This is a genomic window from Pantoea sp. X-Soil-TKNS-1211 (assembly GCF_059730495.1).
Genome location: NZ_AP035953.1, coordinates 3,273,785 through 3,290,199, shown reverse-complemented (window position 1 = coordinate 3,290,199; position 16,415 = coordinate 3,273,785). Strand labels below are relative to the sequence as shown.

Below are 16,415 nucleotides of genomic sequence, written 5' to 3'. Positions count from 1 at the left end.
ACCTTACGGCAAATGCCGTTATAATCACGCCATTCGGGCGATTAAATTTAAAAAACTGAGGCAAGTGTTATGGTACCTGTGGTCGCGCTGGTTGGGCGTCCCAATGTGGGAAAATCTACGCTGTTTAACCGCTTAACGCGCACCCGTGATGCGCTGGTGGCGGATTTTCCTGGACTGACTCGCGATCGCAAATATGGTCGCGCCGAAGTGGAAGGGCGCGAGTTTATTGTTATTGATACCGGTGGTATCGATGGCACCGAAGAAGGCGTCGAAAACCGCATGGCGGAGCAATCGCTACTGGCGATTGAAGAAGCTGATGTGGTGCTGTTCCTGGTGGATGCCCGTGCGGGTGTGATGCCAGCCGATCAGCAAATTGCCAATCATCTGCGTTCGCGTCAGAAAGCGACTTTTCTGGTGGCGAACAAAACTGACGGTCTCGATCCGGAAGCGGCGGTGTTGGATTTCTACGCGCTGGGTCTCGGTGAGATCCACGCCATCGCGGCTTCCCATGGCCGTGGCGTGACCTCGTTGCTGGAAACGGCGCTGCTGCCGTGGATGGACGAAGTGGCACCGCTGGAAGTGAGTGAAGAAGACGAAAACGAAGCCTACTGGGCAGCGTTAGCGGCAGAAGAGAACGGCGAGGAGCTGATCGATGAGGAAGAAGAGGATTTCGACCCGACCACGCTGCCGATCAAACTGGCTATCGTTGGCCGTCCTAACGTAGGTAAGTCAACGCTTACTAACCGCATCCTGGGTGAAGACCGTGTGGTGGTGTATGACATGCCAGGCACCACGCGTGACAGCATCTACATCCCGATGGAACGTGACGATCGTGAATATATTCTGATCGACACCGCGGGTGTGCGTAAACGCGGAAAAATCACCGACACCGTAGAGAAATTCTCGGTCATCAAAACGCTACAGGCGATTGAAGACGCCAACGTGGTGATGTTGGTGATTGATGCGCGTGCGGGCATTTCCGATCAGGATCTGTCTCTGCTGGGCTTTATCCTGAATAGTGGGCGCTCACTGGTCATCGTGGTCAATAAATGGGATGGCCTGTCGCAGGAAGTGAAAGATGAAGTGAAAGAGACGCTGGATTTCCGTCTTGGCTTTATCGATTTCGCGCGCGTGCATTTTATCTCGGCACTGCACGGTAGCGGTGTGGGCAACCTGTTTGAGTCGGTGACGGAAGCTTACGATTGTTCCACCAAGCGTGTGAACACCTCGATGCTGACGCGCATCATGAATATGGCTGCTGATGACCATCAGCCACCGCTGGTGCGTGGTCGTCGCGTGAAGCTCAAATATGCGCATGCCGGTGGCTATAACCCGCCGATTGTGGTGATTCACGGCAACCAGGTAAAGGATCTGCCGGATTCCTACAAACGCTATCTGATGAACTACTTCCGCCGTTCGCTGAATGTGATGGGTACGCCGATTCGTATCCAGTTCAAAGAGGGTGATAACCCGTTTGCGGGCAAACGTAACCTGCTGACGCCAACGCAACAACGTAAACGTAAGCGTCTGATGGCGCACCTGAAAAAGAACAAGAAATAAGATGATGAGGGCCAGATTGGCCCTCATTTTTTTTATCTGTCTGGAGAACGATATGAGCGCCAATTGTCCCAATTGTCAGCAATTACTCACTCACAGCGAGGCGGGATTCGACTGTCGCCACTGTGGCAGCCATTTTGATCAGATCGCCATCTGCCCGAATTGCCATCAACCATTGCAGGTGCTGAAAGCCTGTGGCGCGGTGGATTATTTTTGCCAGCACGGCGATGGGTTGATTTCGAAAAAACGTGTGGCGTTTATTCCAGACGTTACCGACCCATCAGAATCGTAGCGGCGCGATTTATCGCACAGTTCCGCGCTCGATGTAAGAAAAACCCGCGCGATAAATCGCGCCGCTAAGGAAATATGCCATTTCAGCTTCTTAAATTTTAATAAGTTACGACTGGATTTGTAGCAAAAATGCTATTGCTCAGTAACTCCTGCGTTATGGATGTTCACTTTTTAATGTACCAGGTGGTACAATCCTGCCGCCTTGTGGCGAGTCTCAATAGCGCTTCGCTGTGTCCTTCCTCACAAGACTGCATCTCGGGCGTCGCACCCGTACCAATAGTTCTAAAATAAAGACGTAAACGAAACGATTCCTGCCACAGGCAGGGCAGGGGATCTGTGACCGGACAACACCCAGTATTCGGCACCTGCGCTTTATTTTTTCAGGAGAGTTTGTGTTATGGCAGAAAATTCCGCTCGCCCCTGTAAAGGGTTGAGCATCTGGTCTGTATTGTTAGGACTGGTCCTGTTGGCCGTTGGCCTGTTCTTCGCCATCGGTGGTGGCAAGCTGGTCTCCCTTGGCGGCAGCTGGTACTTCCTCATCAGCGGTATTGTGATACTGCTGTCGGCGATTCAATTCTTCCGTCGTAAATCCTCGGCGGTCACGCTGTTTATCCTGGTATTTGTCGGCACCCTGATTTGGGCGCTGGTGGATGCAGGCTGGGTATTCTGGCCGCTGGTATCCCGTCTGATGGTTCCGGCAGGCTTGATGCTGCTGGCCTTCGTGACCTGGCCTGCTCTGCGTAAAGCTGAAGGCAAAACCTCTCTGGCAAAAGTGTCTTACGTACTTTCTGCGGTGATTGCCGTGGGTATGGTGGCGACTTTTGTGCAGATGTTCCAGCCGCACCCGACGGTGGCGTTTGAAGGCAAAGAGCTGCCGCTGATTCCGGTGGATAAAGCGAAACAGCAGAAAGATTGGGACAACTACGGCAACACCCCGGGGGGTAACCGCTTTGTGGCGCTGGACCAGATCACCCGTGACAACGTGAAAGACCTGCAAGTGGCCTGGACGTTCCACACCGGTGACACCCCGATCAGCCCGACCGGCAACGGTGCGGAAGATCAGGAAACCCCGTTGCAGGTTGGCAACACCCTGTACCTGTGTACGCCGCATAACAACGTGATCGCTGTTGCGGCCGATACCGGTAAGCAGATCTGGAAACGTGAAATCAACGCCCAGTCTCAGGTGTGGAACCGCTGCCGTGGCCTGGCGTACTTTGACGCGACCAAACCGCTGACGCAACCGACTCAACCTGGCTCAACGCCGGTGACTCCGGTGACTCTGGCGGCGGGTGATACCTGTCAGCGTCGTATCCTGATGAACACCATCGATGCGCGTCTGATTGCTATCAACGCTGACAACGGTGAGTTCTGTGAAGACTTCGGTAATCACGGCGTGGTGGATCTGAAAGCGGGCCTCGGCAACGCACCAGACCCACAATATCAGCTGACTTCCGCTCCTGCATTGGCAGGGACTACCGTGGTGGTTGGCGGTCGTGTTGCGGATAACGTGCAGACTGACATGCCGGGCGGTGTATTGCGTGGCTTCGACGTCATCACTGGCCAGATGCGCTGGGCGTTTGACCCAGGCAACGTGGACCCGAATGCCGTGCTGATGCCGGGCAAAGACTACACCCGTAGTACCCCGAACTCCTGGGCACCGATGTCCTACGATCCGGCCATGAACACCGTGTTCCTGCCGATGGGTAGCTCGTCTGTTGACCTGTATGGTGCCGATCGTACCAAACTGGATCACAAATACGGTGCATCAATTCTGGCGCTGGATGCCACTACCGGTAAAGAGAAGTGGGTTTACCAGACCGTCCATAACGATCTGTGGGACTTCGATCTGCCGATGCAGCCGAGCCTGGTTGACTTCCCGATGAAGGATGGCACCACCAAGCCTGCGGTCGTGATCGGTGCGAAAACCGGTATGATCTGGGTGCTGGACCGCCTGACCGGCAAGCCTTTGACCAAAGTTGAAGAACTGCCGATGCCGCAGGGCCATATCCCGAACGAGCAATACACCAAAACTCAGCCGCACTCGGTAGAAATGCCAAACATCGGTAACCAGACCCTGAAAGAGTCTGATATGTGGGGTGCTACGCCGTTCGACCAACTGATGTGTCGTATCAGCTTCAAATCCATGCGTTACAACGGTCTGTTCACCGTACCGGACACCGATGTCTCCCTCAGCTTCCCAGGTTCACTGGGTGGCATGAACTGGGGCAGCATCTCGTTTGACCCGAACAACCAGTACATGTTCGTCAACGATATGCGTCTCGGCCTGTGGGTGCAGATGGTTCCGCAGGATACCAGCAAAGCGGCTACCAGCAATGGTGGCGAGGCGGTGAACACCGGTATGGGTGCGGTTCCGCTGAAAGGCACGCCGTATGCAGTCAACAAAAACCGCTTTATGTCTCCGCTGGGTATCCCGTGCCAGGCTCCGCCGTTTGGGACCATGTCGGCGATTGATATGAAGACCCGTAAAATCGTCTGGCAGGTGCCGGTAGGTACGGTGCAGGATACCGGTCCGTTTGGTATTAAAATGCACGCACAGATGCCTATCGGTATGCCGACGCTGGGTGGCTCACTGGCAACCCAGGGTGGCCTGGTGTTCTTCGCCGGTACTCAGGATTACTACCTGCGTGCGTTTGACAGCTCAACCGGTAAAGAAGTGTGGAAAGCCCGTCTGCCAGTCGGTAGCCAGGGTGGCCCGATCAGCTACGTGTCTCCGAAAACTGGCAAACAGTACATCCTGATCTCCGCAGGCGGTGCTCGTCAGTCTCCGGACCGTGGTGATTACGTGATCGCCTACGCGCTGCCGTAACCGTCACTGCTTCGGCCAGTGCCTGCTGGCCGGGTAAACGAAAAAAGGACCGACATCGCCGGTCCTTTTTTTATGCCTGCTCACCATCACGCCACAGGGCTTCCAACTCGGGAGGTGCTACCTGTTCCGGAATCAATATCACAATCGTTCCGGCCTGTTGATGGGTGGCATAGCTGATTTGCAGGCGGAAATAGCGTTGATCGCCGCGACCGATATTGGCGGCCTGATCTTCCGGTTCACCCAGCGGCATCGCCTGCTCAAGCACGGAACATACCCGCTGTTTTTGTGGTTCAGGCAACTGTGCCAGTGCAAAACGTCGCTCGCCACGCAAACGCGGGATAAATGCCAGCCCGCCCTCACGTGCCAGCTCAATAATCGCATCATCGGTTAGCGGGGGAATGTTCACGTCACACCTACTTCCTGCCATGCAGATTGAATCGCATCCGCCACCGAGCGATTAAAACGCTTGTTGGCATGTTGAATGGTAAAGCCAGCAAAAGTGCTGAAATTAGCATCCTGTGGCAGGCTGCTATCGCAAAGCGTGTCGTACCATGCCTGACCCGCCAGTTCCCAGGCAAAGCCGCCCAGCGCCTTCGCAGCGAGGTAAAACGCCCGGTTAGGAATGCCGGAGTTAAGGTGTACGCCGCCGTTGTCATCACGGGTTTCGATGTAATGCGCCATATCGGCGGGTTGCGGATCTTTACCCAACATCGGATCGTCGTAGGCGGTGCCGGGAGCCGACATGGAACGCAGGCCACGTCCGTTGATTCCTTTTGCCAGCAACCCTTCACCAATGATCCAGTCAGCCTGATCGGCGGTTTGTTGCCGGTTAAATTGTTTCACCAGTGAGCCAAACACATCCGACATCGACTCATTCAGTGCCCCCGATTGTGAGAAGTAAACTAACCCGGCTTCGCTCTCGGTTACACCGTGGGTCAGCTCATGTGCCACCACGTCGATGGCGATGGTAAAGCGATTAAAGATCTCACCGTCGCCGTCACCAAACACCATTTGCTGGCCGTTCCAGAAGGCGTTCTGGTACTCCTTACCATAATGCACAGTGCCATCCAGCTTCAGCCCCTGGTTATCCAGCGAGTTGCGTTGATAGATTTTCCAGTAGAAATCGTAAGTGATGCCGAGGTAGTCCCAGGCTTCTTCAGCGGCCACATCACCGTTGCCGGACTGGCCCTCCTGGCGAATCAGTGTGCCGGGCAGGGTTTGCGTATGTTCGGCATCGTAAATGGCGCGCACCACCTGACCCGGGGTTACGGCGCTGTTGGGAGACGCGGTGCGCTTATGTTCCGCCATCAGATGCTGAACGTGGGTCAGAGTGCGGCGCGCATAATCCTGCTGAGGAACGGAGCCATGCGCAATGATGTTGCGCAGGATGTAAGGAGGAATCACGCTGTAAGGCATACCAGACTCCCTGGCAGATGAATGTCCCAGAAAGTATAGCCAGGTCTTCGCGGCGCGATTAGGTACGGGGTTTACGTCCGGTTGTATTTTGCGGGGTGAGGGCGGTCACTTCACTTTCCACCCAACCATCATCCAGCCGGGTGCGCAGCAGGTCGCCTTTGCTCACTTGCTGCATTTTTTTCACCACATGGCCCTGGGTATCGGTGGTGACGCTAAAACCGCGCGCCAGCGTTGCCAACGGGCTGACCCCTTCCAGCTGTGCCGCCAGAGCGCCAAAGTGCTGGCGCTGCTGATTCAGTTGGTTTTGCATGCCCTGTTGCAGTCGGTATTGCCAGTGCTGCAGCTGTTGCTGTGCCCGCAGAATACGTGGCTGTGGCTGCTGTCCGTTCAGGCGTTGTTGCAGGCGATCCTGCTGTCGACGTGCGCTACGAAGACGCTGATCCATTGCATCGTTCAATTTCTGTTTCAGTTGCAGCAGCGCGGTATGCTGACGCGCCAGCCGCAACTGTGGGTGTTGCTGTTGCAAACGGTGCAGAATACGCGTGTAGCGCCGTTGCTGCTGTGCCAGATAGTAATCCATCGCCATTTCCAGCCGCTGCTGCTGGGATTGCAGACGGCGCAGCAGCTCCAACTGATTACGGCTCACCAGTTCGGCAGCCGCTGACGGTGTCGGCGCGCGCAGGTCGGCAACAAAATCGGCGATGGTGACATCAGTTTCATGCCCGACGGCGCTGACAATCGGCAGGCGGCTGGCAAAAATGGCGCGTGCCACCCGTTCGTCGTTAAAGCTCCACAAATCTTCCAGCGAACCGCCACCGCGTCCGACAATTAGCACATCACATTCATCTCGCAGGTTCGCCAGTTCGATGGCGCGCACAATCGCGGCTGGCGCATCCACTCCCTGTACCGCCGTAGGATAAATCACGACCGGCAGGGAAGGATTGCGACGATGCAGCACGCGCAACACATCGTGCAACGCTGCGCCGGTTGCTGAGGTGATCACCCCAACCTGACGCGCCGGGTCTGGCAATGGTTGTTTAAATTGCTGATCAAACAAGCCTTCTGCCGCCAGCCGGGTTTTCAACTGCTCAAACTGCTGCTGCAACAAGCCTTCACCGGCCGGATGCATGCTTTCGATAATCAGCTGATAGTCGCCACGCGGTTCGTACAGCGTGATACTGGCGCGCACCAAAACCTGCTGACCATGCTGAGGACGGAAAGCCACCCGACGGTTGCTGTTGCGGAACATGGCACAGCGTACCTGCGCGCCATCATCCTTCAGGGTGAAGTACCAGTGACCGGATGCGGGTTGGGTAAAGTTGGAGATTTCGGCACTGAGCCACACCAGGCCCATTTCATTTTCCAGCAGTTGGCGCACCGTGGTATTCAGGCGGCTGACAGTAAAAATATTGGCGGTTGGCGGTAGCGACATGTGATGGAGATCAAATATCAAATCAGAGGGTTAATCAACCGATACTACATGGCTGGTACAGGGGATCAAGAGTTTTTCTGAAAAAACACTGGAGGCAACCGATTTCGGCCTGTATAATGCCGCGGCAATATTTTATCTGTTCTCATTCACCCCCAGGTTGAGATATTGCCATGCTACGAATCGCAAAAGAAGCACTCACATTTGACGACGTTCTGCTCGTTCCTGCTCATTCTACCGTTCTGCCAAACACGGCCGATCTCAGCACCCAACTGACGAAAAACATTCGTCTGAACATCCCAATGCTCTCAGCGGCTATGGATACCGTGACCGAAGCCGGTCTGGCGATCGCGCTGGCACAGGAAGGTGGTCTGGGCTTTATCCACAAAAACATGTCAATTGAGCGCCAGGCGGATGAAGTTCGCAAGGTGAAGAAACACGAAAGCGGCGTGGTGACCGAACCACAAACCGTCCTGCCGACTACCTCGCTGGCGGAAGTGAAAGAACTGACCGAGCGTAACGGCTTTGCCGGTTACCCGGTGGTTAACGCCGATAACGAACTGGTGGGCATCATCACCGGTCGTGATGTGCGTTTCGTGACCGATCTGAGCCAGCCAGTTTCTGCGGTGATGACCCCGAAAGAGCGTCTGGTCACGGTGAAAGAGGGTGAAGCCCGCGACGTCGTGTTGCAGAAAATGCACGAAAAACGTGTTGAGAAAGCGCTGGTGGTGGACGATAGTTTCCACCTGCTGGGCATGATCACCGTAAAAGATTTCCAGAAAGCCGAACGTAAACCCAACGCCTGTAAAGATGCGCAGGGCCGTCTGCGTGTAGGTGCTGCGGTCGGTGCGGGTGCGGGCAACGAAGAGCGTGTTGACGCGCTGGTTGCCGCTGGCGTTGACATTCTGCTGATCGACTCCTCACACGGTCACTCTGAAGGCGTACTGCAACGTATCCGTGAAACCCGTGCGAAATACCCGGACCTCGAGATCATTGGCGGCAATGTCGCCACGGGTGCAGGCGCTCTGGCGCTGGCGCAGGCCGGCGTGAGCGCGGTGAAAGTGGGTATCGGCCCTGGCTCCATCTGTACTACTCGTATCGTGACTGGCGTCGGTGTTCCGCAGATCACCGCCGTCTCTGACGCTGTTGAAGCGCTGGAAGGCACGGGCATTCCGGTGATCGCCGATGGCGGTATCCGCTTCTCTGGCGACATCGCGAAAGCCATCGCGGCTGGTGCGGCGGCGGTCATGGTCGGTTCCATGCTGGCCGGTACGGAAGAATCTCCGGGTGAAATCGAGCTGTATCAGGGCCGTTCATTCAAATCCTACCGTGGTATGGGTTCACTGGGTGCGATGTCTAAAGGTTCTTCAGACCGTTACTTCCAGACCGATAACGCGGCTGACAAACTGGTGCCGGAAGGTATCGAAGGTCGCGTGGCTTACAAAGGTCGCCTGAAAGAGATCGTGCATCAGCAGATGGGTGGCCTGCGCTCCTGTATGGGTCTGACCGGTTGCCCGACTATCGATGATTTGCGTACTAAGGCAGAATTTGTGCGCATCAGCGGCGCGGGCATTCAGGAGAGTCACGTACATGACGTGACCATCACCAAAGAGTCGCCGAACTACCGCATGGGTTCATAATCCCGTAAGATTTACCGCCCGGCTCTGGCCGGGCGCTTTTATTATTAAGTCCATCCCAATGGAAACGCCGCAATGACGACTGAAAATATTCATAAACATCGCATTTTGATCCTCGATTTTGGTTCTCAGTATACGCAACTGGTCGCGCGCCGCGTGCGTGAGCTGGGCGTCTACTGCGAACTCTGGGCGTGGGATGTCACCGAAGAGCAAATTCGTCAGTTCAACCCGAACGGCATCATTCTTTCTGGCGGCCCGGAAAGTACGACTGAGCTGGACAGCCCGCGTGCGCCGGAATATGTCTTCAACGCTGGCGTACCGGTGCTGGGCGTGTGCTATGGCATGCAGACCATGGCGATGCAGCTGGGTGGTAAAGTTGAAGGTTCTACGGAACGTGAGTTTGGTTACGCGCAGGTTGAAGTGATCACCCCAAGCGCGCTGATTCGTGACATCGAAGATGCCATCAGCGACGCCGGTAAACCGCTGCTGGACGTGTGGATGAGCCACGGCGACAAAGTGACTGCCATCCCGGCTGACTTTGTCACCGTCGCCAGCACCGAAACCTGTCCGTTTGCCATCATGGCGAACGAAGAGAAGCGTTTCTACGGCGTGCAGTTCCACCCGGAAGTGACCCACACTCGTCAGGGGCTGCGTATGCTGGAGCGTTTTATCCGCGATATCTGCGGCTGTGAAGCGCTGTGGACCCCGGCAAAAATTATCGAAGATGCGGTTGAGCGGATTCGCGAGCAGGTAGGCAGCGACAAAGTTATCCTTGGCCTGTCTGGCGGTGTAGATTCTTCAGTCACCGCGATGCTGCTGCACCGCGCGATTGGCGACCGTCTGACCTGTGTATTCGTCGACAACGGCCTGCTGCGTCTGAACGAAGCCGATCAGGTGCTGGAGATGTTCGGTGACCACTTCGGCCTGAACATTGTCCACGTGGCGGCGGAAGCTCGCTTCCTTGACGCGCTGGCGGGTGAAAACGATCCGGAAGCCAAACGTAAAATCATCGGTCGCGTGTTTGTTGAAGTCTTCGACGAAGAAGCGGGCAAGCTGACCGACGTGAAATGGCTGGCACAGGGCACCATCTATCCGGACGTGATCGAATCTGCGGCCTCTGCCACCGGCAAAGCGCACGTGATCAAGTCGCACCACAACGTGGGCGGCCTGCCGAAAGAGATGAAACTGGGTCTGGTTGAGCCGCTGAAAGAGCTGTTCAAAGATGAAGTGCGCAAAATCGGTCTGGAACTGGGCTTGCCATACGCCATGTTGTACCGTCATCCGTTCCCGGGGCCGGGCCTTGGTGTACGCGTGCTGGGCGAAGTGAAGAAAGAGTATTGCGACCTGCTGCGTCGTGCCGATGCCATCTTCATCGAAGAACTGCACAAAGCTGACCTGTATAACAAAGTCAGTCAGGCGTTCACCGTATTCCTGCCGGTCCGTTCGGTAGGCGTGATGGGCGATGGCCGTAAATACGATTGGGTGGTGTCGCTGCGTGCTGTCGAAACCATCGATTTTATGACCGCACATTGGGCGCACCTGCCATATGACTTCCTTGGCCGCGTCTCCAACCGCATCATCAACGAAGTGAACGGTATTTCACGCGTGGTTTACGATATTTCGGGTAAACCACCGGCTACCATTGAGTGGGAGTGATTCCTGCTTTAGTGGCATAATCATCCTAAGCCCGCATTCTTGCGGGCTTTTTTTCTTTCAATTCAGGCTTTTTAAAGCCTCAGTATTAAATCCTGCCAATTGATCAAACTGTCCCAAACGGATTTTTTGTAGCCATTGCGCGTCCTGTAGTAACGGACGACCTACCATCATCAAATCAAATTCACCCCGTTCCAGCCTTTCCAATAGCGGATCGAGCGATGCGGCTGCAAACTGTTTTCCTGCCAGTGAAGAAAATACGTCGCCACTTAGCCCGGCAGCACCGACGGCAATGCTGGTTACGCCGGTGAGTTTTTTTACCCAGCCAGCCATATTCCGTGTGCTATCAACTTCAGGAAATGCAGCATCCCAGTAATGACGCTGTGAACAGTCAAAGACATCCACACCAGCATCGACCAATGCAGCGAGCCACTTACCTAAAATATCGGGTGTTTCAGCGATACGGGAATCAAAAGCCTGCGCTTTCCACTGCGAGAAGCGGAACAGCACGGGAAAATCGGTGCTAACTCGCAGGCGGATGGCTTTCAGTACCTCGATCGCAAAACGTGAACGTGCCAGCAGCGACTCTCCACCCCAGCGATCGTTGCGCAGGTTGAGGTGTTCGAAGAAAAATTGGTTGATCAGGTAGCTGTGGCCGCCATGTATTTCTATTCCATCAAATCCTAGCTGTTCAGCATCTACAGCAGCCTGTGCGAAAGCGTCAATGGTGTCGGCAATCGCAGCATCGTTCATTGGCGATCCAATGCGGTCGCCCGTGATCGATAAACCGGAAGGACCTTCGACGCTGGCGGCAGCCTGCCAGTCGCGATGAAAAATAGAACGCTTGGTTCCAACATGCCAAAGCTGCGGCATGATCTTGCCACCTACGGCATGTACCTCATCGACAACTTTCTTCCAGCCAGCCAATGCCGCAGTACCGTGGAATAGCGGGACATCAGGTTCATTGACAGATGCCGGGCGATTAATTCCGGTGGCCTCAGTAATAATCAACCCTACACCTGCGGCTGCCCGACGCTGATAATAAGCAGCAACCTCCCTGGTCGGTATGCCTCCCGGAGAAAAGGAACGCGTCATGGGGGCCATCACTACACGGTTAGGTAGAAGTAAATTTTTTAACTTGTAAGGGGAAAACAACATTTTTAAAGGATGCATGATTCTCTCCGGTGAGCAATAAAAGCAATTTTGTTGCTTTTATAAATCTATGCTCGCATAAAAGCAACTTATTTGCTTTTATGTTCGCCTGATCAAGAAATGCGTGATGACGAGAAGCATGATGAGTGAGAAAGAGATAAATACCCGATCGGCACCACGTCCTGGTGGACGCGCGGCGCGCATTCAGGCTGCGGTTTACGCTGCGGTCGCACGTTTGCAGAATGATCAGGGGGCTGAGAATTTGAGTGTTCATGCCATCGCGCAGGAGGCGGCGGTCAATCCAACGACAATTTATCGGCGTTGGGGATCTCTGGGGCAGTTGATCTCCGATATCGCGTTACAGAAACTGTTGCCGGATTCTGAACCCGAAGATACCGGTAGTATGTCTGGGGATTTCAGTCACTGGCTGGAAGAGTATGTTGATGAGCTGGCAACCGCAACCGGACGCCAGCTACTACGTGACATTGCTGGCGCGGAAAGTGACGAAAATCGTTTACGCTGCCAACAGCGTCATCATGATCAAATCAACGCTATTCGTCTTCGGGCGTTACAGCGTGGCGAAATACCTCCTGAAACGGAGCAGGTGATGGATGAAGTGATTGCCCCGATTATTTATCGTATTTTATTCGCCGATACCTTGCCCGACTTCGCCTGGGCATCGGCGCTACTGATAAAAATGCTTGATAAACAATGAGTAAAACTTAACCCGGCCCATCACTGCCCGCCGCCAGCAGCGGCACCACCACATCGCTAATCGGGGTCGCAATGCCGTGGATACGGCCATAACGCTGCACCACGCCGTTGCGGATATCCCACTCCAGCGGGCGGTCTGCCTGACGATCCGCCAGGATCGAGGTGCCTAAATCCGCAGGCGCACGATGGAAGCCATCAACAATTTCCTGTGGCACTACATCGCTCAGGTTAGCGCCTTCGGCGCGTGCCACCGTCAGGCATTCGCGCAGATAGGCCAGCGCCAGTCCGGTAATATCAGGGCGAGAGAACATGCCTGCACGACGATTTGCCAGCACCATCAACCCGGCAACTGCGTTTTGTAGCAGCTTACGCCAGGCAATCGTTTTAAAATCGTCTGACACATCCACCAGGCAACGTGTATCGCGTAACGCAGCCACCACCAGAGGGGTTTGCGGCGTATCCGGCAGGGTCAGGCGCGGTTTAGCGCGCAGCCACACGGAGGCGTCTGGTTCACGTTGCGCAGGGAACCACACCACCGAGGGGATAACCGTGGCACCTGAGACCAGAGGGTTGAGCTGCGCTTGCTGTTCAACACCGTTTTGTAGCGCGCAGACCACCGTCTGTTTATCGCACAACGCGGCCAGCCAGGGGGCGGTGGCTGCAATCTGGGTGGTTTTGACCGCAACAAAAACCATATCGAAAGGGGCTGATATTTCCGCCGGATTGGTCAGCACTGGCCCTGGCACGGTAATCTTGCCCTCGTCGTAGCGCAATACCAACTGCGTATGTGCCGTGCGGCCACAAATCGTCGGTGTGCGGCCCACTTCATGCAACGCAGCCGCAATGGTGGTGCCGATAGCGCCAGGGCCAATCAGCGCAACAGTGGGATTTTCGTTTTTCATCGTCACTCTCTTTCCGCAAGAATGCGTAGCGGCGCGATTTATCGCGCTATTCAAACCTGCGCGATAAATCGCGCCGCTACGGAATGTGCCACAATTTTTCCAGTAAATGATGACAGAATAACGTAGCAGACTTTTAACCCTCAAGCGTCAACTTCACCCTGCCAATCAGCAGAATTATCCGCAAAAGCGGTTGCTATTTGCCCCACGGTAGGCGAGTGCGAAACGTTAAGATAACGACAATGTGCTTCTGTTCCCCTGTCGTGGTTCAGAACAAAACAATGGCGAATCGCGTTAGCAAGGTGTGAGGAGAGGGATGTGAACAGTTCAGTGATTGATTTTTTATCCAGTTATAATAATGGAATCAATGAGATAAAGTTAAAAGATCTCCTCACCCTGAAAAATATCTGTTCCGCCGATCAGCAAATATCCACGCTTTTCCCGCCAGTAGAAATTGGCAGCATCACCTTGGTTGATCAGATCGTCCTGCTCAGCCTGTTAAAAATCGCGCCGCCGCAAACCATCCTTGAAGTTGGCACCTATCTGGGGTACTCCACGACGCTGTTGGCATTGAACAGCGATGCTAAAATTTACTCTCTCGATTTACCGAATGATGCCTGTGTAGAAACCCAGTTTGATAACGAGAAAATTCTCACCGACGGTAATGTGAATGATGATTTCCTGCGCCATACGCAATCCATTGAAGGTGTGGTGTATCTGGAGAACTTAAGCCATGAACAACGCGGGCGCGTTAACCTGATTAAAAAGGATTCGACTCAGGTTAATTTTCTCCAGGCATTCGGTGAACTGGATTATGTTTTTGTCGATGGTGGTCATGCTTACGATATTATTCAAAGCGACACTGAAAACGCTTTGCAGGCGGTACGTCAGGGCATCGTGATTTGGCATGATTATGCATCAGGTATTCACAGTGACGTCACCCAATATCTGAATTCCCGCAATGACCTGAAAATATTCCATGTGAAGAATTCGTTGTGTGCCTTTGCTTTTGTCGGTTTCTAAACTGGAGGCAAAATGCGCATCATCGATATCATTGATAAAGGCACATTAAGAACGTTGTCAGCGACCAATAACAAGATTGCCTCGCTGCATTTCTTGCTGCGTCTGGGGATTGAGCTATTTCTCATCTTTTTATTATTTAAAGTGCAACATCAAATGGTGTTGTTGATATTAACTATCCTGCTGCTTGGTTTTGTGCACAGTTTTTGGGGTTATGCTGGTTACGCGCATGAGTTATTTCATAAGCGTGTTTTCTCTTCCAAATGGGTAAATCCGCTACTTTTCCGCTTTTCTGCTGCGGTGACATTTAATAATCGGGCATTTTTTGAAGCCAGCCATATGCGTCATCACAGTAAAACCTTCGATGATGACGATGACGAGGGGCATAGTTTTCAGAACTGGAGTGTCGCGAATATTATCCGTTACGCGCTGTTTGATTATACTTTTATGTGGCGCAAGGTCAGCTATACGGTCAAAAATGCCTGCGGGATCATTCCCGCCTCATTTTCTGCCATTAAGGTCAATATCCAGCGAGCAGCGATTGAAATTTTAGTGATTAATGCTCTGATTTATCTCAGTATCTATCTCGTAACGCGCAGCCTCTGGGTGGTGCTGGCTTATTTTGTTGCCCAGTTTTCCTGCCAGTTACCGAATCGTATGTTGGCACAGGCGCAGCATCTGGGGCTGGAAGATCAAAAAGAGATTGGGCCATTAGGCCATTCCCGTACCATCAGATTACCGGTATGGCTGGCATTCCTCTATGCCAACATGAATTACCATTGTGAACATCACATCATGCCCGCCATTCCCTACTATCATCTGCCTGAATTGAATCAGCGATTAAAGGCTGCCGGCGTGGCGTTTGAAGAGGTCGGTGTGGGTTATCTCTTCACCACCTTCTGGGATGAAGTTGGACGCAAACAGCAAAAATCGCAGGATGTAGCCAGCTTATCTGGAGAGTGACATGAATATTGAAGAACTCATTGATGCGGAAAAAACATATTTCGCACCGATGATGGCCAGAGCAGAGAAAGCCACTGCGGAACAGCGTGCGTTGTGGCAACAGGAGACGGTGCGTGAGCGACAGGAACGCATCTCACTGGAGGTTTTTGACTCGGTTAATGGTCAGGTTAAATATGGGCCGTTTACAGGCCTGCATTTAAATCGTGAGACCTGGTGGGGTAAGCTCGATTTAGGTTCACAGTGCCTCGGGCTATATGAGAAAGAGTTGCTCGATTTTATTGAAACCTTGCCTGACGATCGGTTTTCTCATTTTATCGATATCGGCGCGGCGGATGGTTATTACGCCATTGGCATGCTGGTGTCGAAAAAAATCAACAATTGCATTTGTTTTGAGCAGTCGGAAAAAGGGCAGCAAACCATTCTGACTAACTGGCAGCGTAATCAGGCACCGGGAAAACTGAAAATCCTCGGTGAGGCTAATGAGCAGAGCCTGTCATCGTTACGGCCAGAAGAGCTACAACGTTCGCTGGTGTTGATTGATATCGAAGGATTTGAATTTGAATTGTTGACCCGGGCTTTTTTAGCGAAATTACAAGCGTGCACCATTATTATTGAGGTGCATAACTGGGTTGAAGATTTCCTGGAAAAATATGCTCAGTTGCTGCGTAACGCGCATCACTTCTTTGAAATCGAAATGGTTGAGCGTATCGACCGTACAACCAGCCATCTGCCAGAATTAAGGGATATGACCGACGACAATCGTCTGTTATTTACCTCTGAACGTCGCCCCTGCATGATGCGCTTTTTGAAACTGACCCCGAAAGCCACATCACGTTAAGCAGGCCCGCGAGAGACAG

14 protein-coding genes are annotated in these 16,415 nt (G+C 53.6%); 9 read left to right on the top strand and 5 right to left on the bottom strand.

Annotated features, from left to right (window positions below):
• Positions 1–69: 69 nt before the first annotated feature.
• From der to AC6I8W_RS15525, 3 genes are all read left to right on the top strand, one after another.
• Positions 70–1,560, top strand: a complete 1,491-nt coding sequence (der, locus tag AC6I8W_RS15535; protein ID WP_497835739.1) for a ribosome biogenesis GTPase Der — start codon at positions 70–72, stop codon at positions 1,558–1,560.
• Between the two features lie 52 nt (positions 1,561–1,612).
• Complete coding sequence (locus AC6I8W_RS15530; protein WP_497835738.1) at positions 1,613–1,849, top strand: zinc ribbon domain-containing protein; 237 nt, start codon at positions 1,613–1,615, stop codon at positions 1,847–1,849.
• A gap of 396 nt (positions 1,850–2,245) precedes the next feature.
• Positions 2,246–4,675: a glucose/quinate/shikimate family membrane-bound PQQ-dependent dehydrogenase gene (locus tag AC6I8W_RS15525; RefSeq protein ID WP_497835737.1), complete on the top strand. Its 2,430-nt coding sequence runs from the start codon at positions 2,246–2,248 to the stop codon at positions 4,673–4,675.
• Positions 4,676–4,745: 70 nt separating this feature from the next.
• Here the strand turns inward: AC6I8W_RS15525 and AC6I8W_RS15520 are convergent, their stop codons facing one another.
• The 3 genes from AC6I8W_RS15520 to xseA are packed head-to-tail and all read right to left on the bottom strand — an operon-like array spanning position 4,746 to position 7,523.
• Positions 4,746–5,102 carry a protealysin inhibitor emfourin gene (locus AC6I8W_RS15520; RefSeq protein ID WP_497835736.1) on the bottom strand — a complete coding sequence of 119 codons (357 nt, stop codon included), beginning with the start codon at positions 5,100–5,102 and terminating at the stop codon, positions 4,746–4,748.
• The gene (locus AC6I8W_RS15515; RefSeq protein ID WP_497835735.1) at positions 5,078–6,091 is read right to left on the bottom strand and encodes a M4 family metallopeptidase; all 1,014 of its coding nucleotides are present in this window, start codon (positions 6,089–6,091) and stop codon (positions 5,078–5,080) included. Before AC6I8W_RS15515 ends, AC6I8W_RS15520 begins: the two co-directional genes overlap by 25 nt.
• Before the next feature lie 58 nt (positions 6,092–6,149).
• Positions 6,150–7,523, bottom strand: coding sequence for an exodeoxyribonuclease VII large subunit (xseA, locus tag AC6I8W_RS15510; RefSeq protein WP_497835734.1), 1,374 nt, complete (start codon positions 7,521–7,523; stop codon positions 6,150–6,152).
• A 170-nt stretch (positions 7,524–7,693) separates the two neighbouring features.
• Between xseA and guaB the strand changes: the two genes are divergently transcribed.
• Positions 7,694–9,160: an IMP dehydrogenase gene (gene guaB, locus AC6I8W_RS15505; protein WP_497835733.1), complete on the top strand. Its 1,467-nt coding sequence runs from the start codon at positions 7,694–7,696 to the stop codon at positions 9,158–9,160.
• Between the two features lie 72 nt (positions 9,161–9,232).
• Complete coding sequence (guaA, locus tag AC6I8W_RS15500) at positions 9,233–10,813, top strand: glutamine-hydrolyzing GMP synthase (RefSeq protein ID WP_497835732.1); 1,581 nt, start codon at positions 9,233–9,235, stop codon at positions 10,811–10,813.
• A gap of 57 nt (positions 10,814–10,870) precedes the next feature.
• On the opposite strand, the gene AC6I8W_RS15495 is transcribed toward guaA, so the two are convergent.
• The gene (locus AC6I8W_RS15495) at positions 10,871–11,983 is read right to left on the bottom strand and encodes an NADH:flavin oxidoreductase (RefSeq protein WP_497835731.1); all 1,113 of its coding nucleotides are present in this window, start codon (positions 11,981–11,983) and stop codon (positions 10,871–10,873) included.
• Positions 11,984–12,089: 106 nt separating this feature from the next.
• Between AC6I8W_RS15495 and AC6I8W_RS15490 the strand changes: the two genes are divergently transcribed.
• Positions 12,090–12,677, top strand: coding sequence for a TetR/AcrR family transcriptional regulator (locus AC6I8W_RS15490; protein ID WP_497835730.1), 588 nt, complete (start codon positions 12,090–12,092; stop codon positions 12,675–12,677).
• Positions 12,678–12,684: 7 nt separating this feature from the next.
• Here the strand turns inward: AC6I8W_RS15490 and AC6I8W_RS15485 are convergent, their stop codons facing one another.
• Positions 12,685–13,578 (bottom strand): oxidoreductase, encoded by an 894-nt coding sequence (locus AC6I8W_RS15485; RefSeq protein WP_497835729.1) that lies wholly within the window; start codon positions 13,576–13,578, stop codon positions 12,685–12,687.
• Positions 13,579–13,893: 315 nt separating this feature from the next.
• Between AC6I8W_RS15485 and AC6I8W_RS15480 the strand changes: the two genes are divergently transcribed.
• From AC6I8W_RS15480 to AC6I8W_RS15470, 3 genes are read left to right on the top strand one after another with little or no spacing between them, the layout of a single operon-like run.
• Positions 13,894–14,598, top strand: coding sequence for a class I SAM-dependent methyltransferase (locus tag AC6I8W_RS15480; protein WP_497835728.1), 705 nt, complete (start codon positions 13,894–13,896; stop codon positions 14,596–14,598).
• 12 nt (positions 14,599–14,610) lie between these two features.
• A complete protein-coding gene (locus AC6I8W_RS15475; RefSeq protein ID WP_497835727.1) occupies positions 14,611–15,558 on the top strand; it encodes a fatty acid desaturase family protein in 948 nt (315 codons plus the stop codon).
• A 1-nt stretch (position 15,559) separates the two neighbouring features.
• Positions 15,560–16,396, top strand: a complete 837-nt coding sequence (locus tag AC6I8W_RS15470; protein WP_497835726.1) for a hypothetical protein — start codon at positions 15,560–15,562, stop codon at positions 16,394–16,396.
• Positions 16,397–16,415 lie beyond the last annotated feature (19 nt).